Consider the following 21,598-nt stretch of genomic DNA (forward strand, 5'->3'; position numbering starts at 1 on the left):
AGCTTCGGCCAGTTGTTGTCACTTTGACGTAAACTGTTCGCGTGATCCTTTCCTATCAAAACTTACGACGTGTTGCGGGAATCGCTACGCTGTTTGTGGCGTTTTCCGGTTTTGCTTTCGCTGAGTCCATCACCGGGACTGTCATTAACAAGACGACGAACAAGCCTGCCGTTGGCGACGATGTTGTGCTGATCCAGCTCGCCCAGGGAATGCAGGAGGCCGCCCGGACCAAGTCCGATGCACATGGCCGATTTACGCTGGATGTTCCTGATCAGGGAATGCATCTCGTTCGCGTGACGCATGACAAGGCAGCATACTTTCGCCCTGCGCCTCCGGGAACGCAGTCGGTCGAGGTCGAGGTCTACAACGCCGCGGCGAAGGTGGCTGGGGTGACCGGTGAGGCTGATGTGATGCGCATCCAGACCGATGCGAGCGGCAAGAAGCTGAATGTGGTCGAAAACTTCTTCATCAAGAATGGGTCGAACCCGCCGAAGACGCAGTTCAGCCCGCGGTCGTTCGAGTTCTATTTGCCTGCGGGAGCAGTGGTGGAAGGATCGGCGGCGCTGGCTCCGGGAAGTATGCCGGTCAAAGCCGCTCCGATGCCGCTGGGCGATCCGAACCATTATGCTTTTGTCTTCCCTCTGCGGCCGGGTGAGACGCGGTTTCAGGTTACGTACAGCCTGCCTTATAGCGGGAGCTTCCAGTTTGCTCCGCACCTGACGCTGCCTACTGACACGGTCGCGATCATGATGCCGAAGAGCATGACCTTCGCAGGCGGAGCGTCGACGGCGTACTCACCTGTGACCGAGGAGACGACGGCGCAGACGTATGTGGCGCGCAATGTGGCTCCGGCACAGGCGCTCGACTTTACGCTCTCGGGCAGTGGCCAGCTTCCGAGAGATACGGACACCGCGGCTACCTCCGGCGACTCGGGGCAGCCTGCTGCGGGTGCTCAATCCTCCGCAGCAGCGGACACGCGGCCCGGCGGCGGTTTGGGAAATCCCATCGACCCGACCGGAAACGACGATCCGTGGGCCAAGTACAAGTGGTGGATTCTGGGCGGGCTAGGGCTGGCGATGGCTGCGGGTGCGGGCATCATGCTGAAGGGAACGCCGGGCAAGCCTGCTTATGCGGGAGCTGCTCCAGCCGCTGCTGCAGGACCGAATGCTTCCCTTGTGGCGTTGAAGGAAGAGTTGTTTGCGATCGAGACGGAGAAGTTGCAGGGGCGCCTGACTGATGCCGAATATGCGGAGCAGAAGTCGGCGCTGGAGATTGTGCTGCGTCGCGCGCTGCAGCGAAGCGAACCTGCCGTCACAGCGTCTAACTCTAAGATTGACGGGCCTGTTCTATGAGGGACTGAGCAATGAATACGTTCAAATCGACGCTTCTACTCGTGGTGCTCACACTGTTCCTCCTTTTTGTGGGAGAGCGCATCGGCGGGCAGAATGGGCTGGTGCTGGCGTTTGTGCTGTCGGTCGCGTTCAACTTTGGAACTTACTTCTACTCCGACAAGCTGGCGCTTGCCATGTATAGAGCGCAGCCAGTGACGCGGGCGGAACTGCCTCGCGCCTACGAAGTAGTCGAACGGTTGACGGCGAAGCAGGGATTGCCAATGCCGAAGATCTATGTGCTGCCCACGGAATCGCCCAATGCGTTTGCTACTGGGCGGAATCCGCAACATGCATCGGTGGCGGTGACGCACGGCATTCTGGAGCTGCTGGACGATGAAGAGCTGGAGGGCGTGCTGGCGCATGAGCTAGGCCACGTGAAGAACCGGGACATCCTCACCAGCTCGATTGCTGCGACGCTGGCCGGAGCGATTACGATGATCGCGCGCATGGGCTATTGGGCCTCCCTGTTTGGTGGCTACGGCGGCAACCGCGATAGCCGTGAACGCAGTGGAGGTCTGAGCAGCCTGTTCATGCTGATCCTCGCTCCGATTGCAGCTACGTTGATCCAACTGGCGATCTCGCGGTCGCGTGAGTATGAAGCTGACGCTACGGGGGCACATGTGACGGGGAATCCCTATGCGCTGGCACGAGCGCTGCAAAAGCTGGATGACTATTCGAAGCGGATTCCGATGCAGGCTTCTCCTTCAACGGCGCATCTGTTTATTGTGGCGCCGTTGCTGGGTGGCGGTGGATTTGGACAACTCTTTTCAACACATCCGCCTATTCCAGACCGGATTCGCCGATTGATCGGACGGGACCACGTTTAATGATTGAGAAGATTCTAAGAGCTTTGCGAATGCTGGCGATGGTCGCCTGGGTGGGTGGTCTTGCCTTCTTCGCATTTGTGGTTGCGCCGGTTGCGTTTGGGCGACTAGCCAGCGCGCATGAGGCCGGCCTGGTGGTTGGAGGGACGCTGCGTATTCTGCATTGGATTGGATTGATTGGCGGCGGCGTATTTTGTTTGTCGACGGCAATTCTATGGCTGCGGGCTGAGGTTCCGGCACGAGCGGGATTTGCCGTCGAGATGGCTTTGACGATCGTGATGCTCGCGATTACGGCTTACTCGCAGTTCAGTATTCTACCTGCAATGGAGGTAGACCGTGTGCAGGCAGGCGGACAGATTGAAGTTGCAGCGATGACGGATCCGGCGAGACAGGACTTCGAGCGGCTGCATACTTTGTCGGAACGGCTTGAGGGTTTTGTGCTTCTTTGCGGGCTTGGCGTAGTGCTATTTCTGGCGCGGGAGTCTCAGTGGCCTGAGACGGGTAAAATCAAGCTGATATGAAAATTGAAGTTACCCCATTCGACTCGGCAAAGGACGGCGACGCTATGCGGCTTCGTCCTACTCGCTCATGATGTCGAAGTTATGGTTGAGCCTTGGACTTGGATTAGTGGCCGGGCTGGCGGACTATCTCGGCGGAATTCTTCTGGTCCAGCGGTCTCCTTCCTCTAAAGCGTTGCGCTATTTTGTCGCGCTGGGCGCGGGCTTTATGCTGGCCGCGGCGCTGCTGGAGATGGTGCCGGAAGGAATGGCCGTCAACGCGAAGTGGGCACCGGCGTTGATCCTGCTGGGATACTGCGGTGTGCATCTGCTGGAACATTCGCTTGTTCCGCATTTTCATTTTGGCGAAGAGACGCACCACCATGAGTTTCTTTCGGCGAAGACAAGCTACTCTGTGCTGCTGGGACTTGCAACGCATACGTTCTTCGATGGCGTGGCGATTGGATCGGGCTTCGTCGTATCTGACTGGTTGGGCTGGATGCTGTTCTTTGCGGTGTTTCTGCATAAGCTGCCTGAAGGATTTACTGTCGCCAGCGTGATGATGGCGGGTGGACAAGGGCGAAGGGCGGCGTTGAACTCTGCTCTATTTTTGGGAGCGACCACTGTGCTTGGAGTTTTGGTCATCAATCTAGAGCCGACGCTGGTGCGCGCAGGATTGCCGCTTTCGGCTGGCGTGACTATTTATGTGGCTGCGACCGATCTGGTGCCCGAAGTGAATCGCGAACCGGGAATCAAGATGGCGCTGGTCTTTTTTGCCGGCGTGCTGGGGTTCTTTCTGCTGCGAATGCTGGCTCCGGCTTAGGAATTCATCCGCCTATTCGGGCTTCGTCCCTGACTCTTCCCTTGCTTCCATCCAGCCGCGCAGAATAACTACGGCTGCAACCTGATCGATGACATATTTGCGGTCGCGCTGATCGTGTCCCACTTCGTTGAGAATCTCGTGCGCTGCAACGGAACTCAGGCGCTCGTCCCATAGTTGAACTGGAAGCCTCGAGCGCTTGCGTAACTCGTCAGCGAACTCATGCACCTTTGCCGCCCACGGGCTGACATCGCCGGACATGTGCAGAGGATTTCCAACCACGATCTCGGTGACCTCATGCTTGCGAATCAGACGCAGCAGACTGCGAAGATCTTCGCCGCGTGTCTTGCGCCAGAGCGTCAACAATGGCTGCGCGGTGTAGCCCAATGGGTCGGAGAGCGCTACACCTATGCGTACCTTTCCGACATCGAGCGCCATGACTCGTCTAGTGGCCATGTATCCAGTCTATCGCTGAGACACCTGTCTTATTGATCAGGCGCCTCAGTGATAGCGATTATTCTTTCAGCGCGATCAATGGTTTAAAACTCTGCATGTCGAATGGTACGGAGGCATGTTCTGCCACGACCAGCCATCTGCCGCCGCGCTTTTCAAAGCACAACGTCAATCGTGTGTGCAGATCCATCGGGGTCCCGTCTTTCTTCTTGCCGATGATATGACTGAAGCCATTCACAAACGCAACTGAATCGCCTGCTACGATCGACAGTTTTTCTGGTTCGCCTTTCAGTGGTCCAGCAAACGTACTGAACCATCCTGCCATACCGTTGATATATTCCTGCCTGCCATGGCCCCATAGAGGGGGCGCAAGACTTGCCACTGCCACGTCGTCCGCATAGGCAGCTGCTAGTCCTGCAGCGTCGCGGCGGCCAAGCGCAGCATACCAATCGTCTATTAGTCCGCGAATTGCCTTCTCTTCTGCATGATTCCCTGTCATCGCTTCCCTCCTCTACATTTGCTTTGGATGAATAATGGACCACAGCACTCCGAACTTGTCGCGGAGCTGTCCAAAACGTGTCGCGAAAAACGTCTCTGCGATTGGCATCGTGACTTCGCCGCCATCCGCAAGGATTTTCCAGATATTGTCTGCACTCTCTGTTGAGTCGAGCGTGAGATACAGATACGAGCTGCGGATAGGCTGGAAGTAGTTTGGCGGAACGTCGTTACCGATCAGTTCCACGCCCGCTATATCGATGCGGGCATGGACCACTGCATTTCCCATTCCCTGCGGCACTTTATCTTGCGAGGGCAATTGATTCTGCTTCATCATCATGGTGATCTTTGCGTCAAGATGTTTCTCGTAAAACAGAAACGCTTCTTCGCATCTTCCGCCAAAGTTCAGGTGTGTGTAGAGCTTCATACAATTTCATCCTTCCTTTATCGGTGAAGTTTCTAAAGACAGAGTTATCCCTGCTCAACACCAGGCATTCCGACCATCCACGCTACGCCGAACTTGTCGGTACACATGCCGAACAAGGACGACCAGAACGTAGGTGCCATCGCCATCTGAACGCTGCCACCTTCTTTGAGAGCCTCATAGATGCGCTTCACTTCGGCTTCGTCCTTTGACTCCACCGAGACTTGAAAGCCTCCGATGGGTGTGGAGCTATCCGGTGGGGCATCGCAGCCCATCAGTCGCCCATCGCCCAGTGGAATCGACGTGTGCATGATTTTGTCTTTCCAATTAGGCGGTATCGGCATTCCTTGAGGTGCCTCGCCGTACTTCATGGCAAAGGCATCCTTTGCGCCGAAGATCTTCTTGTAGAAATCAAATGCCTCTGCGCAATTTCCCTGAAAATTCAAGTGAACATTCATTTGCATGGATCTTCTCCTTTTCTTGATCTTTCATGCTGCTGTGAGTTGCCGGCCCGACTTACTGTCTTTTCAGCAGCTGCGCCAACTTCTCCAGGCTCTGGCTCCAGCCTTCCTTCATTCCTCTCAGATACATTGGAGCTACTTCCGTCATGCTCCTAACGTGTACATCCAGAGTCAGCTCGGTTCCCCCATTCTTCTCTTCGAGGAACACTGAGTTCCAGGTTTCAAAGATCGCGTTGCCATCTTTATCGAGCGGCGTTGCCGTAAAGTGAAAACGGTAGGGCGCGTAAAACTCTACCACTCGGCCGGACATGGGATACACGGTTCCGTCCGGAGCTTTCATCTCGAGATAAATCTTTCCGCCGCCTCTGCCTTCAAACTCACAGCGTGGGACAGTAAAGCTCTTGGGTGCCCACCACTCGGCAAGCATCTCGGGCGTGGTCCAGGCAGCGAATACAAGATCGCGCGGCGCTTCAAAAAAGCGGCGTAGATGCAGTTCTGTCGGCACATCATTTGCGTCGGGTATACGTCCCGGCTGCTCAGCCGCCAGGAACTCCGCGAACTTATCGAATGCACTGTTCCAGCCGCCGGTGTGCCCGTCGCATGCGCTAGAACTCAGGAAAGGCCCTTGTGTGAATGTCATCACGGTCTTGTTGCCTTTTTCTTCCAGCCGCACCGTAACGGTGTTTTCCTCAAAGTCCATGTTGCTCAACCCAACGTCGCTCGGGACGTCCCACGCAAAGGAGAAGACCAGGAGTTCCGGCGGCTTTACTTCGCGGACTGTTCCATGCTGCTTCAACTGCACTAAAGCGCCGGTTGCCGGCACAAAGCCCTCCATGGTTCGCCGCCAAGGCGCACCGGGGGTCTTTGGCATGTCGAGCTCGATGGTGGTGAACCCTCGTGGTCCCATCCACTTCATCTGCATTGCAGGATCGGTCCATGCCTCCCACACCAACTCACGAGGCGCATCGAAGACGCGCGTGATCTTCAGCTCATAGTCCTTGAAGGGCTCCAATCCATTCTGTGCCTGCGTCATCGCTGCTGTACTCATGCTGTTGCTCCTTTCGTTGCAAGAACTTTTGTTAGTCGCTTGAACAGGTCGCGACCACCCTGAATCGATACGATGGTTCGTTCATCCTTTTGCAACTCCGGCAATACTTCGAGCAAGTTGTGCATTACGATTTCTCCTTTTTCGCTGTAGTCTTGCGCTTGTTCTCTTTCTCGCTTGCCTTATTCGCTTGCAGTCTCTGCAGATATGCGTCGAGGCGGTCGAAGCTCTCTTCCCAAAACCTTCTGTACTCATCGATCCAAGCGGCAGCGGTCTTCAACGCCGCTGGGTTTAGCCGAGCCGGCCTGGTTTGTGCGTCGCGGCCACGGTCGATGAGACCGGCTTTCTCCAGCACTTTGAGGTGCTTGGAGATCGCAGGCATCGACATTTCAAACGGCTTGGCCAGCTCTGTCACCGAAGTCTCGCCGAGTGCAAGCCGAGCAAGGATTGCACGTCTTGTTGGATCGGCCAGTGCTGCGAATGTCGCGTCTAAATTTGATTCGTTCATCTCTTTATTCCGTGAGCTAGATTATTTCACCTTTCGGTTACATAACCAATAGGTGAAATATAGGACCAATGTATTCGTTTGTCAACCCCCTTACGCAAATATTTTTTAGAGGCTATTCAACATAGGCACAAGGCTGCTGAACCTATGAATTAATCAGCGTCCAAAGGGGAAGGACCGGAAACAGAAGTTTTATGCGATTACGATGGCGTCGTAAGCCGATTGGTCGAGATGGGATCGATCTTCCAGGCGTTAGCTGTTATTTGGGTTCCGCCGATAACACGAACTTTAATGTCAGGTATCATCGCCTGCGAATAGTAAAAGCGTTTGGTATACCCTGCGCGCTGACTCATAATTACTTCGATGACCGAGCCATCGACGTAGGCATGTAACTGCGGGACGTCCCCAAGCTCCAAAACAATTTCTTTATTGTCGACAAGAAAAGCGTGTTTTAGAGGATCATAAGTGACATGGAGCAGCTCACTCTTGTCGCTTGAATTTTGCATAACAAAGTCGAACGCTTCCGCACCTCGGAGCGCGGTGCACAATACCTCTCCCGAGGCCTTCTGAAGCGTGAATTCGATCCCCTTGCCGTGATTCTCAGGCAGCACAGGCGATGCTGATCGCAGAGTAGCGAGGGCTGGAAGAATCTGCATTCTGAGAGTGCAGTCCTGATCAAGATGCAACACGCGCGGTAGACTCATCATCCCTGCCCATCCGGCAGCCTTGTATTCTGCCTCCGGTCTTCGCTCTGGGATCCATCCCCAGAGAATACGTTGGCCATTGGCGTCGAGCTGGGACTTCGGAGCATAGAAGGCGCCAAGATCGAGCAGCCCTGTCTTCGCCGAATGGAAGAGCATGGTTTCTGAATCGAGCTTTCCCGATTGCCAGAAGACCTTTCCCTCCGTGGAATAAATCAAGACATGACCTCCATCGAGGGCGAACAGCTCGGGGCACTCCCACATCTCGCCATCGTCGCATGGATTTGATGTATGCTTTCCAGTCCATGTGCCCGTTGCCACCTGGTGCATGTACTCCCAGCGTTTCATATCTTTGGAACGATATAGCAATACACAACCGCCTACGTTAGCAACGCCGGAGCCCACTGTCATGTAGTACCAGTCGCCCTGCTTCCATGCTGAAGGATCGCGGAAGCCGGTAATCTTGATCCCTGGTGGAGGAAGAGGAACGATGGGCTCAGGCTCTTTGGTCCACTGGATTAGCCTCGGATCATCGGACCACGCCAGACATTGCGATTCCTGAATTCTGTTTTCACCATCACGAATCGTGGCCTTGTCGGGTGTGCTCTCAACCGTGCCTGTATAAACAACGTAGACACGATGACCTACAGCGATTGCAGAACCCGAAAAGCAACCATAGGCGTCTGGGCCATTCGACGTTGGGGTGAATGCAATTGGCAGATGCGTCCAGTGAATCATGTCCGGACTCATCGAGTGATACCAACTCATGTCTCCCCACACCGCAGCGTGCGGATTATATTGGCAGAACATGTGATAACGACCGTTGAAATAGATCGGCCCGTTAGGATCGTTCATCCAGTTGGCCGCAGGTAACAGATGGAACTGCGGGCGCATGGGATCTTTGGCTAGCTTTGCCTCCAAGCCACTATCGCCTTCTGTCACCTCTTGCGCATCGATTTTGCAAGGCAGAAACGACGCAGCAGTCATCAGTACCGCCGAAGACAGGAACTCTCGCCTTGTACCTGAAACAGATATCTTCTTCATCGGTCTCCGTTCATGCATTCAGCAATTCCTGGATTCACCTCAATGATTCTAACCAGAGGCTCTAACATTGCTGCGCGGCCTCCAGAGAGTATAGTCACTGCGCTATTGCGCGGCTAAAAACTGATCCGAGCTGCTAGCTGAATATTGCGCGGATCACCGACGGCAGTGGCGCGACCAAATGTAGCGTTTGGCGTTGCGGGATAAGGCTGTGATCCCCATGTGCCATTGGGAATCATGTCATTGCGATGATTTAATGCGTTGAAGGCTTCTGCCATCCCCTCTAGCTTCACCCCGTCCGTGAGAGCAAAGGTTCGGCTCAAGCGGGTATTGAGCCCAAAGAAATCGAACCCAACGCCGGCATTACGACCAATCACCGCACCTCGTAACGCTTCAGTGCAAGGATTTAGACCGCCATTCTCTCCCAGGTTAAAGGCAGCCGTGCAAGGGCGTTGAGCGGTCGCTTGCTTCGTGTTTGCTCCCGTTGTGATGTTGAACGGAAGGCGTGAATAATATTGGAGAATGCCGCTGAGCTTCCATCCGTGGGTCAGGTGATCCGTGAAGCGGTGAGCCTCGGATGTGGGTGAGTTCACAACCGCATTAAAGACCACGCGATGTCGTTGGTCATCGTCGGAGCGGCCGCGATCCACACGAAGATCGAAGTTGTTGATAGGTGAGCTGAAGAAGAACTCGCCTACGTCATCAATGGCCTTCGACCATGTATACGAGAGGCGAACCGATCCCCAGGAGACGGGCCGTTGCAGGTAAGACACAGCCAGACCATCGTAATAAGAGTCAAATGCCGAACTGTATGGCTTGACATTGCCTCGCGTCGGATCGGGACGAGTGCCGTCCAAGTTGATATTGGTATTAATGGAGCTGATGAGATGCAATCCTCGAACGTGTTGGTAGCTCATCGCCAGTGTGCTTGTTTGCGAGAGCTGCTGTTCAACTTCCAGGCTGGCTTGTTGCGAATAAGGATTTTGAATGTCGCGCTGCATCGTAGAGTAGTTCGGCTTTGTCCCGGAGGAAGGCGGCGTAGTCGCTACATCAGGAAATACAGGTGCATTCGGATCTCCGAACGAAAATGAATAGCTAAAAAAGCGAGCGTTATTAGGGTCGGTGGTATTGTCAGCCGAAAGCAGTGCATTTGCCAATGGGCGCAAAGGTACACGGTCATAGAACAAGCCATAGCTTGCTCGAACTACCGTTCCACGATTCCGGAAAGGGGTCCACGCCAGACCGATACGAGGAGACACATTGTTCATATCAGTATTGATGGTCTGAAGCCATTCAAGGTCATAACGCACCCCAGCATTGAGAGTCAATGAAGGAGTCGCCTTCCATTCGTCTTGAGCGTAAAAGCCAAGATTAGGATTGTTCTGTTGAACCGTATCGTTACCGAAGTTCTGGGCATATCCCTGTGAGTTGTATCTTCCTGAGTAGAGACTGTTGGCGCAGAAAGGTCCACTATAACCGGCAGGCGCCTCCGAGGCTTTGTCATAGATACAGGCAAAGCTATAGCTACCACGGAGCGATTGCGGATAGGTGATTGTGTCATCGTTGTAAAGAAAATCGACTCCTGTTTTGAACGTGTGCGCTCCGCGTTGCATCACTACGTTGTCTACGATCTCTCCCAAATAATTGAGCCGAGCTGTCGGTGAAGATGTGGAACGACCAAAGACGGATACACCCGATACCGTGACCGCCGGACCAATCTGGTCGTTAGGAGGTGCAGTCAGATTGTCATAGCTAAACTGCATTCGCGTTTCATTGAAGGTGCGATTAGAGAGCGTAGCAATATTACTGGCAGCTACAGTGTGGTTAGTGTCGTAAACAGAAGTGCCATTGCTGGTTTCATTCAAACCGCCTACACCGCGAGCATTTGTACTATTTAACTTGTAAAGGCTATAGCGCATGTTGAACTGATCTTTCTGACTGAAGCGATGGTCGCCGCGAAGAAAGAACGTATCGGTGTGCAAGGTTGTGGGATAGAGAGTGGTTAATCCTGTGCTTACCGGCAGCGAAGGCGCACCATACCCTACAGCAAGCAGACGTGCATTTATGGCTGCGGCATCGGTCGGCTTTACGGTAATGATTCCCTCTGTATTGAGGCGCTGCTCTTCAAAATTGCCGAATAGAAATGTTTTGTTCTTACGTAAAGGCCCTGACAGGCTTGCACCATATTGTCCCTGCGTCAAAGGAAGTTTATTTCCGGCGAGCGCATTATCAGCATTGAGCCTCTGATTCCGAAGAAATCCATAAGCTGTGCCGTGGAGCTGGTTGCTTCCGCTTTTCGTAACGAGATTGAAGTAGCCACCGAGAGCCCGCCCAAACTCCGCTTGTCCTCCAGAGGTTACAACCTGAAACTCTCTGACGACATCCATGCTGAAGACATTTCCAGCCACGCCTGCCGCGTCATCATTATCCGAAAGGCCATCTACAACAAACCCATTTGAAAAATTACGCTGACTGTTAACGGAATAGCCCTGCCCTGCTACCTCCGAAGTCTCCGCCAATGTCTGCGTGCTGGCTGTGTTTGTCGGAGAGACACCTGGAAGCAGGAGTGCAAGATCAAGATAGTTTCGTCCTTCATAGGGAAGATTGTTCACCTCTGGTTGAAGTACGGTTTGAGCAATCTGACTTCGATTCTCTTCGATGACTGGAGGCTCTTCCGTAACCTGGATATTAGTGGAAGCGGTAGCTACTGAGAGTTGAAACGTAATATCGAAGGCGGACCCAACTGTGAGTTGGAGAGTCCGTGCATTTTCCGCAAAACCACTCGCGACAACATCGATACGATATTCACCTACGGGCAGGTATGGAAGACGAAATCTTCCCTGCCCGTCGGTTTCAACGGTATATGCCTGGTTTGTTGCGGCTGCGACAGCTTTAACGCTTGCATGCGCCACAACGGAACCGCTTGGGTCCAGTACACGTCCCGTTACAGACGCATTCGTCAGCGTCTCCTGTGCACGAGTAATTTCGGAAGTGCCACAGAGCAGCACAAGGCTAAATACAGCAATCCAACATACAGATCGAAACATGATTATCTCCAGAGTTATGGCGGTTGACTACACCGCGGCCAAAAGAACTGGTGTCTTAGGCTGTCAGTCTGGAGTACGGCGGTCCACGTTTTAGATTGTCTCGACTAATAAAGCGAGGACATGTGATGGCCGTTGCTCTAAGCAAAACGGGCTTATCTTTGATGCGAATCTCTGCTGATTCGTATGGCGGAGCGTACAGCGGAGTGTTATGCGTCCATGATGTAACGCGGGCAGAATAAGGACATTTTTCTGTAATCTCAGTTGCTTGCGGCGCCGAGGACGCATCTTTCGAGAGTCCTGCATGCATCAGCATGCGCATGGCGCATCTATGTTTGCCATGCGTTCGGCAGCAGACAGGAAGCGTCGCATCGACAGCTTGCGAAGAGCTGAATATAGTCCCTGCAAATGGCAGAAGCAGGCTAGCGATCAGGAGCAATGCGCTCAGCTGACCATGCCATGTATTTCGCCTTTGACTGACAACTCCTCGCAAGTCTGTTCTCTTTCTGCGATCTATCCCGTTGGTGAAAACTCTTTGTTTAGCCTTAAACGAGTTTCGTTACGTTATACGTGCGCGTGCGAGCATCTTTGACCGATGCAAAGGACCAAAAACTCTTATCCGCAATGACACGAAGAAACACACGATACGAATGCCGACAATCGAGCTGCGTATTTCAGAAGATACGCAGGCTAGCTGACGAATAACGGCCGTTCGTTTAGGAGATAGCTAAAAGAAGGAAAGGAGGGCCGCGCTTTTGTCGCGAACGATTACGCGAGATACGGAGCTTGGACTCCGTCTGTGCCGCCATTGCCGGATGGGCCGTAAGCCCTGCAAAGATAGCCTGCGCTGTGGGTGCGACAAATATGTTGTTATGAACAGTGACGATGCTGATAGGGAAAAAAGGGCACTTCTCACCAGGAGCCTGAAACTGCGGATCATGAGCGGCATATTGAGTACGCTCTGCCATCCCCATGATGCAATGGTGCGCTCCATTTCGGCGGCAACACACAGGCAAATTCGCCTCGCTCCTGCCGGTCATGGCCAGGAGCGGTTGAACAAACGGCAGACCCAAAAGGGCCAGCAACGTGATGGCGAATAATTTCCTCAATGCTTCATATTGAAGCACTCTCTGGAATATCTATGCAAATCAGGCAATCGCAATTGCCCTAAATACAACGCTACAAACACATGGACGCTCTTTTAATTTCGACGCTATTACGTGTCAGAACTCATAATCGAGAGAGAACTGAACTCTCCGCGCTGTCGATGTCGCGATGGGCCCGCCAAACCCGGATGCGGGAGTTGCGTTTGAGCCAAATGCCGTATTCAAGAGCGACACATTACGGTGGTTTAGCAGATTAAAGGATTCTGCAACAACGTCGAGATGCCCCTGGTACAACGGGACCATCTTAAGCACGCGCAGATCGACATCGACGTTGACGGGGGTTGCCAGAGCATTTCGATTGAAGCCATCAGGTCGCACAGCAAATGGAAAGATGTGTTCCCTGTTGCTATCCAGACCAGTCACTGGATTAGAACGGAACCCACTCGCAATGCTGATGATTGGCGCAAATTCCAAGCCGGTAAGCGCCTTCATTATTGGACCGGGATTCGCGTTCTTTACAGCGTCCGCCGGATCGCCCAAGTCAGGACCAATGAGCCACAGGCCGCTTAATGTAAAACGGTGGCGTTGGTCCATAAGAGACAATGCGCGTTCGTCGCCAATGGCGTAAGGGTTCTGCGGTTGTTCGAGATCATAGCTTGCATCATCAATTGTCTTGGAATAGGTGTAACCTGCCATAATCTGCAAATCATCCTGGAACTGACGATTCAGCGTGATCGTGGTCCCGTTGTATGACGAGCCAGCTGATGTAGCGAACTGATTTACAGCGTCATAGCTTGCATCGAGACGGTCCTTGGTAAAGACCAGACGCCCCAGTTGCTGTGATGTCGGCGAAGAGACACCGAGGGATGCTGCATTCGAGGCTGTGAGAATGACTGGCGCAGCGAGGTTGACATTACTCGAGCGTCCAAGATGGACACCATGCACAAACTGATACTCTCCCGTGAGAGTCGTCTGCCACGGCAGCGATTTCTCAACACTCAGAGAGGCAACTTCACTGTAAGGATTGCGAAGACCAGGTTGAGCCTTCCATATACTCGGTGCTACACCGACGAGAGGAACGGAAGGAATGCGTCCACTCTGATAGAGATTGACGGCATCGGTATCCTCCACAATTTGCATGGAAGCGCGCGTGCCATCGAATTCGGAAATACGATTAATGGTCGAAAGTTGGAAACGATCATAAAAGATGCCGAAGCCGCTGCGAATAATGACCGTTTTTAGAGGAGTCCATGCCGCACCAAACCGCGGGCTGAAGTTGAGGGCATCCTGCGGAAACGACGAAGGCAGCCGGTTGTACTCATAGCGGAGGCCATAGTCGAGGGTAAGCGATGGAAAGGCCACCCAATGGTCCTGGGCAAACCCAGCGAACCGGATCTCGCCCAGGTTGGTGTTGAAGTTGCCAAACGATTGCGTGAAAAAATCAGGAGTGCCGTTCTGAAGAGCAGCGAGGTTGCCGAAGACGAACAATCCTTGCGAGCCGTCTGGCATCTCTGTTCGCAGCGCAACGTGGTCGGCTCGTGCGCCGAACTGCACAAAATGCTGACGCAATTGCAGCGCAACCGTATCGGCAAACTCGGTGTGCGTCTCGAAGCGTTTATCGTTTCCTGAGGATGGAGTACCAAACAGAGCCGTACCAGAAACGAGAATGCCTGGCCCGACAGATTGCCCTGTGCGCTCCACAGCTCGCCGCTGTGCCAACTCGAAATTCAGCTTATTCAAAACGCTTTCAGTTAGTGTTGACGAGAGTGTCCCGTTGAGGCTGTTGTCAGCTACGAAGGATGAACCGCGGGCCGTCCGGTCTGTAAGCTCATCCGTATTAAAGGCATCGTTGACGTTGCGGCCATTTGTGAAGGCATACCGTAGCATGATGGCCTCGCGTGCCGTCATCGTACGGTCGATGCGCCCCGACAGCTCCGTTTCCTGATCGGTTGTGGGAAAGAAGCCGGACTGCAAGCTGAGATTGCCAAGAGGTGGATACTTTCGTATGGACGAGTTGATTATCCCGATCGTAGAAGGGTTCAGATCATTGGTGTCTTCTCCTCGGGCCATCTCCTGTTCAGCAGCAACATAGTAGAAGGTCTTGTCGCGTTGGATCGGTCCACCGAGCGCGACACCGGCGCGAACACGGTTCTCATCCGGCTTGTGCGGATTCAATCCTAACGACGGCGTGCCATTCAAGGCTCCGTTCTGAACAAAGGTAAACGCATCGCCGTGGATACGATTCACACCGGTTCGTGTTTGAACGTCAATGGAGCCACCGGCACCTCCGCCTGATTGTGCGGCGAACCCGTGATTGACGATCTGGAAATCGCTGATAGCCTCAGGCGAGAGCTGTGTTCGACTACTACCGGTGAATTCGTCATTGTCGTTAACTCCATCCAAATAGATCGCATTGCTCCCCGGTCGCAGACCGCCGAAGCTGAAGTTGCCACCACTCGCCGTTCCGCCTTGCTGTTGCAGCGCAGGATTGGCTGGAGCCGCCTGCGGAGAAAGAAGAACAAAAGTCAGATAGTTGCGGCTTGGAATGGGAAGCTCCTCTACACGATCACGATCGATATTGACCACTGAGGAGGTCTGCGAGGTGTCGAAGGTTACCGGAGCGGCAGTTACATTGACACTCTGCTGTGCGCCGACGATGGCGAGATGAACCGAAAGGCGGGTCATGCGACCGACTGCAACAGATACAGACTCTACATCGGATACAAACGATGGCGATGTAGTTTTGACGGTATAGTCGCCGCTCGACAGATCGCGAAGGAGAAATGTTCCGTCGTCAGCACTTTTGACGATACGAGCTGGAGCATCGGGCGCAGATATGGTCACAGTAGCACCCGCTACCGGGCTGCCGTTAGGTGCGAGGACAACTCCGGTAACGGCTCCGGCATTGCCCCCCTGGGCAACACATACAAACGGCAACACTGCCCCAATAGCGAACAGCACAAAACAGAATATGGCTTTGACAACAGACATCCGAAATCTCCAAAGAGTGAGGCGTCCAGCGCAGGACACGCTGGTGCGCAAACATCAGCAAGAAGACACACCAAAACGGCGCGTCCATTCGAGCGCATTTTTCTGGAGATCAGATTCGTAATGGAAGAACAAACAAGGGAGGAACGGCAAAGATGAACGTGTGGCCGGTTTCGACAGGCTTCGCGCTCTGGTCGGGCACAAGTATTCGCAAGGAGACGAAGCCAAGCCTCAGAGCAGCCGAGGAGATCAGCTTACACAGCACCAGGACAAGACAGATCAAAAGCAAGAACGCGTATACCGCATACTCGGTGTCGTTCGAGAGGCCCGGAGCATCCCAGTGGTCAAATAGCTCAAGCAGAGGGACGAACGCTCCAATCAGCATCAAGACAGTACCGAATTGAAACAATCGCCTCATACTCTAATTTCGAGTATAGATCGAAGGCCATCGAAGCTATTCCGCGTATCGGCATCAGAGCTTCCTCGCGCATACTCCACCCTTGGAAGATGGGGATGCTTCCTCTTAGCATCCATCCGCCTAAATATGCAGGACTTAACTGCCAAACCCACCGGAGACGCAGAGGGTCTTCATACGGTGGGTTTAGCTTTTTCGCTAAATGGTTGCGGGGGCAGGATTTGAACCTGCGACCTTTGGGTTATGAGCCCAACGAGCTACCGGGCTGCTCCACCCCGCTCTTTGAATATACCGCTGTTAGTTAGGAAGGTCAATTGCTAGGCCGGAGGGGAAATTACTGTAATTCAAAGAAGAGTTTTGTAGTTGTAGTAACTTTTTTCCATAGATCGCGTTTTTATAAACAACGACTGTGAGGTAAATCCTCAAAGTCGGTACGGTCGCAGTGAGGGAAATATGCAGCAGTCGAAATATCTTCAAGTATCGGGACTTTTAATAGGCTTTCTGCTTGCCACCGGTGGGGCCGGAGTCGCCCAGGAGAAGGCGGCAGTAGTTCCTGATGCACAGGTTGAAGCCAACGTTTTGAAGGCGTTAGCCAATACACCTCAGCTAGCGGATCAATCTATTAGTACGACGACTGTTTATGGCCAGGTAACCTTGACCGGCACCGTGCGGGATGAAGCCTCTCGAGATATGGCCGAGACAGTGACATCGAATACTCCTGGGGTAAAGAAGGTCATCGACCAATTGGCGATCGGTGCAACCGCAGCCGACAACGCCTCAGGAGATACTGCCGGACAAGATCAAGACGCTGCCGCCGAAGGCACGGGGCCACAGCTTCAGTCCGATGGAACATATTCCAACTCCCCTAACCAGCAGCAACCGACAGAACAACAACAAGGGGACATGGGCGCCGCGGGACAACCACCGGCTGGCCCAAATGAGTCACCTCAGTATGGCCCTGCAGGTCCTCCTCCAGATGTAAATCCCCAATATGGTCCTGCTGGACCTCCCCATCAAGAAGGACAGAATCAGCCTCAGCGTCCGTATCGTCAACCTTACAATCCGGCTTATGGCCAAGCACCTCCCCCTCCCTACGCTCGGCCCTACCCTGCGCAGCGTGGCGGCGAAGCAGTGGTCGTTCCTGGCGGAACATTACTACGCGTACGCGTAAATGAGGGAATGGACAGCAAGAACACTGCGCTTGGAACAGTATTTGACGGAGTTGTGATCAACGATGTCGTCGCAGGAAATGCAGTGGCAATTCCGCGAGGAACTTCGGTGCAAGGCAAGGTTGTCGATGTACACAACGCCGGGTCACTTAAGGGCAAGGGAGAGTTGGCGCTGCAACTGACGCAGATAACTCTTGGCGGCCAAACTTATCCCGTCGTCTCCGATGCATGGAGCCATCAAGGCGCAGATAAAACCGGACAGACGGTTGGCAATGCTGTTGGACTGGGAGCGTTCGGCGCGTTGATTGGAGCAGTAGCAGGTGGCGGTCCCGGAGCCTTGATTGGCGCTGGCGTCGGTGGAGCTGCGGGCGTTGGTGCATCAGCAGCCTCGGGGCGCGGCGAAGCGGTTGTTCCGGCAGAGGCGATCTTAAACTTTAGGCTGACTCAGCAAGTGCCTCTAACAACGGTATCGCAAGAGGAGATGAACCGACTGGCTAGCGGTGTTCAACCGGCACAGCAGTTGCACCGACGTCCTCCTCCGCCCCCGCCCTACTACTATTACGGGCCGGCCTATTATCCCTACTAGAGGACGCGTTCAATCTCACTTCTCTCCCAAATGTTGACGGAGTATCCATTGGATACTTCGTCAACATTTATGAAAATAGATTCGTCTGATTCATGCACATTCCATAAGCGCACTCATTTATTGCAGAACCGACCAATGAAGCAAGCGCTTGAAGTTGTACTCTGGGTATCATCCTGTTCCTCACACATGGAGCGCCTCAATCACTATGTCCGACGCCTTTGCTCACACCAGCTCTTCCCTGCTTGAGATCATTGCCCAGGTACAGCCACCACGACCGAAACGCATTCGTCCTATTGTGATCATCGGTGCAGGAGGCATTGTGCGTTCAGCGCATTTGCCTGCTTATAAAAAAGCCGGCTTCCCTGTCGTTGGCATAATGGACGCATCTTCAGAAAAGGCAGCAGAGCTGGCTTTAGCAGAGGGTATTACGCACTCGTTCGCATCCATTGCCGAAACGCTCCGCTTTGCGCCGAAAGACTGTGTCTTCGATATCGCTGTGCCTGCTTCGCAACTTTTCTCCATCATGCAAGAGCTTCCGCAAGGTGCTGTTGTCCTGATGCAAAAGCCTATGGGTGAAACGCTCGAAGAAGCACGTGCCATCCGTGACATTTGTCGAAACAAAGGCTTCACTGCGGCAGTCAATTTTTCGTTACGCTACTCCCCCAACAATCTCGCAGTTCAAGCGCTCGCCAGCAATGGCTTGCTCGGAGAGATCCACGACATCGAGGTACAGACACGCACTTACACTCCCTGGCATCTCTGGACCTTTCTTTCTACCGCTCCGCGCCTTGAAATTCTTTATCACAGCATTCATTACTTTGATCTCATACGATCATGGTTGGGGAATCCGCACAGCGTGTATGCACGCACAGTTAAGCATCCTCTCTCCGCAAATCTTGCAGCCACTCGGACAACCGCCATACTCGACTATGGTGACTCGAAACGTGTTTTTGTCACGACCAACCATGGTCACAACTTCGGCTCGGCACATCAACACAGTTATGTGCAGTGGGAAGGACTTACAGGAGCAGCCCGCATTTCAATGGGAGTCAATCTGGACTATCCCAAAGGCAAACCCGATACGCTCGAGTACGCCGCACGCGGAAATATGGCAGCCACATGGCAGACATTACCAGTCAGCGGCAACAACTTTCCCGATGCATTCATGGGAACGATGGGAGCGTTGCAAGCCTTCGCTGAGGGGTCAATCGCGACATTGCCCTCTCACTTTGAAGATGCCTTCCAGACCATGGCCCTTGTCGAAGCGCTTTATCAATCCAGTGAGCGAAGTGGCTATCCTATCGCTTACACAGACTGATCCGCTGCTGTAAAGCATGTCGTCTCAATCATCAAAACGCAGATGCAACTCCAACTCGAATCGGTTTTGTTTCCGCGTACCACTAGCGCCCTCCCATCGAAAGCAACACGGTTGCTCCAATTAGCGCTGCCGTTCCCGCTCCTAACAATGTCACCGATGTACGTGAAGCACCTTTCCATTCGGCTGCCAGCAGGCCGGAGATTGTTGCCGTCAAGATCATGAATATCTGAAATAGCCCCCAGCCGATCGAGGTTCCAAGCGCTCCAAGATAAACAGAACTTACACCATAAAGTGCAAAGGCTCCCATCCACAATATCGCCATTAAGGTTGCCCACCATACATCCGATGAATCACTCGTAAACCCCTTCCAGCTTTTATTCCTACGCAACAGATACAAGCTATATCCAACATTTGGAACGAGTCCGCCTAACAGTGCGATAGGCCACACAGCGTAGGCCGCGGAGACAGGTGTGTTTCCAACTCTCACAGCAGCCGTAGCCAATCCCTGTCCAAATGCGAATGCGTAATTTAACATCGGCGCCAGAAGTCCGCATAGAACTGCCAGCAGGACGGCAGTTGCATATCCTTGCTGTCGCGGTAGATCGTTTTCTCCATTGCGGCTACCGTATTCACGCAATTGCCCACCCCAGGCCGTCAACACTATTCCAAGTACCATCACGACGACGCCTGCAAATATCTCTGCAAGCGCGGTACCCGAAACGAGTTTTCTCTGCCCCATCCACAACGGAACTAACGTTCCCAGTACCGCGCCAAGCCCTACAATCACCGCATAGCCAACCCCCATGCCTAACCGCAGTATGCAGATGCCAAACAGAATTTGAGCAATACCCCATCCTGCACCAAACAGAATCGGAGCATACATCGTACTCAAAGGGACTGCGAGATAGATATCAAACAGATGATCCACATGCACCAATGCCAAAGCCCAAGGCAACACCAGCAGAGACATCAGGCTGAACACCAGCCACACATTCTCCCATCGCCGCGTAAACTTCATGGGCAGCATGCAATTGCCTGACATCGCCCCCGCTACCATCGTCAGCCCAATTCCCTGCAGCACAAGCCCGCTCATCCGCACTTCCGTTGCGATAATTCCTTCAGATCACTCGATGCCCCCGGCTCTTGCGGTGTGCGGTAGAATCCTCCCTCAACCATCGCCGGATGCACCATGTGGTTTCGCAGGTGTGGAATGTATTCCAGAAACAGAGCATCGTGTCCTATTGCTACGTGATTGAAAAGCACAAGGTGTTGATGAATCTGCCCCATATCGCCAACATGGGGCACTATTGGAAGATTGAACTTCTTGGCAAGCAGACTCACTGTTATAAACTCGCTTACTCCCGCCAACCTCGTGCAATCCGCCTGCAAGAAAAACGCTGCTCCGGTTTGGATAAAGTTCTTGAACACGACACGGTTCGGGATATGCTCTCCCGTCGCTACCTTCACCGGAGCGATCTCCCGCGCCAGTGCTACGTGGGCCATCACGTCATCCGGATGTGTCGGCTCTTCAATCCAGAGAGGCCTTAGCTTAACCAACTCAGCACACATGCTGCGCGCGATTGGCAGCGTCCATTGCTGGTTCGCGTCAAACATGATCGTTCCGGAATCGCCTGCGCATTCACGCAACATTGCCGCACGTCGCAGATCTCGCGCATGATCACGAGACCCCACCTTTAGTTTGAATGCGCTGAATCCCCGGCCTATTGCTGCCGCCGTCAGCTCTCGCACCTTCGCATCGTCATATGCCATCCATCCAACCGAGGTGTCATAGCCCGGATATCCCGTACGCAGAATATCCGCACGCTGAGAGCGCGTCTCTTTCTGCTCTCGCAATATCGCTATAGCCTGTTGCTCGTCCAGCAGCTCATCCAGATAACTCAGGTCAAGTAATCGCACTACTTCTTCCGGCTGAAGATCCAGCAGAAGCTTCCACAGGGGTACACCTCTGCTCTTTGCCCAAAGATCGAAGCACGCATTGGTAATAGAGGCCAGTGCCAGATGCACTACACCCTTGTGTGGCCCCAGCCATCGCAACATCGGATTATCTGCCATCTGCCGCGACACATCTCCGAATTCTGCCATCAAGTCTTCAATCGGGCGTCCCCGCAATGGCTGTGCGAGTAGTTCAATCGCCTCGCAAACCAAGCGATTTCCTTCACCAAGAGTTAAGGCAAACCCTGTACCGCACATGCCGGTCTCTGTCGAACCGAGCAGCGTCACCGCCAAACAATACTCAGGCGACGTATGCACTGCATCGCTTCCCGCCCCAGGTGGCAATGAATACCTCGCATCGA

The 21,598-nt window shown here is 53.6% G+C and carries 20 protein-coding genes and 1 tRNA gene; 6 read left to right on the forward strand and 15 right to left on the reverse strand.

Annotation, left to right across the window (positions count from 1 at the left end):
- Window positions 1-41: 41 nt before the first annotated feature.
- The 4 genes from IEW09_RS07205 to IEW09_RS07220 all read left to right on the forward strand — a co-directional run bounded on the left by IEW09_RS07205 (window position 42) and on the right by IEW09_RS07220 (window position 3,535).
- Window positions 42-1,352 carry a peptidase associated/transthyretin-like domain-containing protein gene (locus tag IEW09_RS07205; protein ID WP_229739162.1) on the forward strand — a complete coding sequence of 437 codons (1,311 nt, stop codon included), beginning with the start codon at window positions 42-44 and terminating at the stop codon, window positions 1,350-1,352.
- An 11-nt stretch (window positions 1,353-1,363) separates the two neighbouring features.
- A complete protein-coding gene (locus IEW09_RS07210) occupies window positions 1,364-2,218 on the forward strand; it encodes a zinc metalloprotease HtpX (protein ID WP_188553516.1) in 855 nt (284 codons plus the stop codon).
- Window positions 2,218-2,736, forward strand: coding sequence for a DUF4149 domain-containing protein (locus IEW09_RS07215; RefSeq protein WP_188553517.1), 519 nt, complete (start codon window positions 2,218-2,220; stop codon window positions 2,734-2,736). Before IEW09_RS07210 ends, IEW09_RS07215 begins: the two co-directional genes overlap by 1 nt.
- 70 nt (window positions 2,737-2,806) lie before the next feature.
- Window positions 2,807-3,535: a ZIP family metal transporter gene (locus IEW09_RS07220; RefSeq protein ID WP_188553518.1), complete on the forward strand. Its 729-nt coding sequence runs from the start codon at window positions 2,807-2,809 to the stop codon at window positions 3,533-3,535.
- Window positions 3,536-3,547: 12 nt separating this feature from the next.
- On the opposite strand, the gene ruvX is transcribed toward IEW09_RS07220, so the two are convergent.
- The 13 genes from ruvX to IEW09_RS07280 form a co-directional block, all read right to left on the reverse strand.
- Window positions 3,548-3,988: a Holliday junction resolvase RuvX gene (gene ruvX / locus IEW09_RS07225; protein WP_188553519.1), complete on the reverse strand. Its 441-nt coding sequence runs from the start codon at window positions 3,986-3,988 to the stop codon at window positions 3,548-3,550.
- Between the two features lie 58 nt (window positions 3,989-4,046).
- A complete protein-coding gene (locus tag IEW09_RS07230) occupies window positions 4,047-4,484 on the reverse strand; it encodes a YybH family protein (protein ID WP_188553520.1) in 438 nt (145 codons plus the stop codon).
- A 12-nt stretch (window positions 4,485-4,496) separates the two neighbouring features.
- Entirely contained in the window at window positions 4,497-4,907 is a 411-nt protein-coding gene (locus tag IEW09_RS07235) for a VOC family protein (protein ID WP_188553521.1), read from the reverse strand.
- A gap of 44 nt (window positions 4,908-4,951) precedes the next feature.
- Window positions 4,952-5,368, reverse strand: coding sequence for a VOC family protein (locus IEW09_RS07240; RefSeq protein WP_188553522.1), 417 nt, complete (start codon window positions 5,366-5,368; stop codon window positions 4,952-4,954).
- Between the two features lie 52 nt (window positions 5,369-5,420).
- Window positions 5,421-6,413 (reverse strand): SRPBCC family protein, encoded by a 993-nt coding sequence (locus tag IEW09_RS07245; protein WP_188553523.1) that lies wholly within the window; start codon window positions 6,411-6,413, stop codon window positions 5,421-5,423.
- Complete coding sequence (locus IEW09_RS18770; RefSeq protein ID WP_263369091.1) at window positions 6,410-6,538, reverse strand: hypothetical protein; 129 nt, start codon at window positions 6,536-6,538, stop codon at window positions 6,410-6,412. Before IEW09_RS18770 ends, IEW09_RS07245 begins: the two co-directional genes overlap by 4 nt.
- Window positions 6,538-6,918 carry an ArsR/SmtB family transcription factor gene (locus IEW09_RS07250; protein WP_188553524.1) on the reverse strand — a complete coding sequence of 127 codons (381 nt, stop codon included), beginning with the start codon at window positions 6,916-6,918 and terminating at the stop codon, window positions 6,538-6,540. Before IEW09_RS07250 ends, IEW09_RS18770 begins: the two co-directional genes overlap by 1 nt.
- A 197-nt stretch (window positions 6,919-7,115) precedes the next feature.
- Entirely contained in the window at window positions 7,116-8,660 is a 1,545-nt protein-coding gene (locus tag IEW09_RS07255; RefSeq protein WP_188553525.1) for a glycoside hydrolase family 32 protein, read from the reverse strand.
- 113 nt (window positions 8,661-8,773) lie between these two features.
- A complete protein-coding gene (locus tag IEW09_RS07260) occupies window positions 8,774-11,704 on the reverse strand; it encodes a TonB-dependent receptor (protein WP_188553526.1) in 2,931 nt (976 codons plus the stop codon).
- 713 nt (window positions 11,705-12,417) lie between these two features.
- Window positions 12,418-12,669 carry a hypothetical protein gene (locus IEW09_RS07265; protein WP_188553527.1) on the reverse strand — a complete coding sequence of 84 codons (252 nt, stop codon included), beginning with the start codon at window positions 12,667-12,669 and terminating at the stop codon, window positions 12,418-12,420.
- 255 nt (window positions 12,670-12,924) lie between these two features.
- Window positions 12,925-15,798: a TonB-dependent receptor gene (locus IEW09_RS07270; protein WP_188553528.1), complete on the reverse strand. Its 2,874-nt coding sequence runs from the start codon at window positions 15,796-15,798 to the stop codon at window positions 12,925-12,927.
- Window positions 15,799-15,907: 109 nt separating this feature from the next.
- Window positions 15,908-16,213, reverse strand: coding sequence for a hypothetical protein (locus IEW09_RS07275; protein ID WP_188553529.1), 306 nt, complete (start codon window positions 16,211-16,213; stop codon window positions 15,908-15,910).
- 200 nt (window positions 16,214-16,413) lie between these two features.
- Window positions 16,414-16,490, reverse strand: a tRNA-Met gene (locus IEW09_RS07280).
- Between the two features lie 173 nt (window positions 16,491-16,663).
- Here IEW09_RS07280 and IEW09_RS07285 point away from each other — a divergent pair.
- Complete coding sequence (locus IEW09_RS07285; RefSeq protein ID WP_188553530.1) at window positions 16,664-17,965, forward strand: BON domain-containing protein; 1,302 nt, start codon at window positions 16,664-16,666, stop codon at window positions 17,963-17,965.
- A gap of 205 nt (window positions 17,966-18,170) precedes the next feature.
- Window positions 18,171-19,283, forward strand: coding sequence for a Gfo/Idh/MocA family protein (locus tag IEW09_RS07290; RefSeq protein WP_188553531.1), 1,113 nt, complete (start codon window positions 18,171-18,173; stop codon window positions 19,281-19,283).
- Between the two features lie 82 nt (window positions 19,284-19,365).
- On the opposite strand, the gene IEW09_RS07295 is transcribed toward IEW09_RS07290, so the two are convergent.
- Both IEW09_RS07295 and IEW09_RS07300 read right to left on the reverse strand, forming a co-directional pair.
- Window positions 19,366-20,376: an L-rhamnose/proton symporter RhaT gene (locus tag IEW09_RS07295; RefSeq protein ID WP_188553532.1), complete on the reverse strand. Its 1,011-nt coding sequence runs from the start codon at window positions 20,374-20,376 to the stop codon at window positions 19,366-19,368.
- Entirely contained in the window at window positions 20,373-21,554 is a 1,182-nt protein-coding gene (locus IEW09_RS07300) for an enolase C-terminal domain-like protein (RefSeq protein ID WP_229739163.1), read from the reverse strand. The genes IEW09_RS07295 and IEW09_RS07300 overlap by 4 nt, the downstream gene beginning before the upstream one ends.
- Window positions 21,555-21,598: the final 44 nt, after the last annotated feature.

This window comes from Edaphobacter dinghuensis (assembly GCF_014640335.1).
Taxonomy (GTDB): domain Bacteria; phylum Acidobacteriota; class Terriglobia; order Terriglobales; family Acidobacteriaceae; genus Edaphobacter; species Edaphobacter dinghuensis.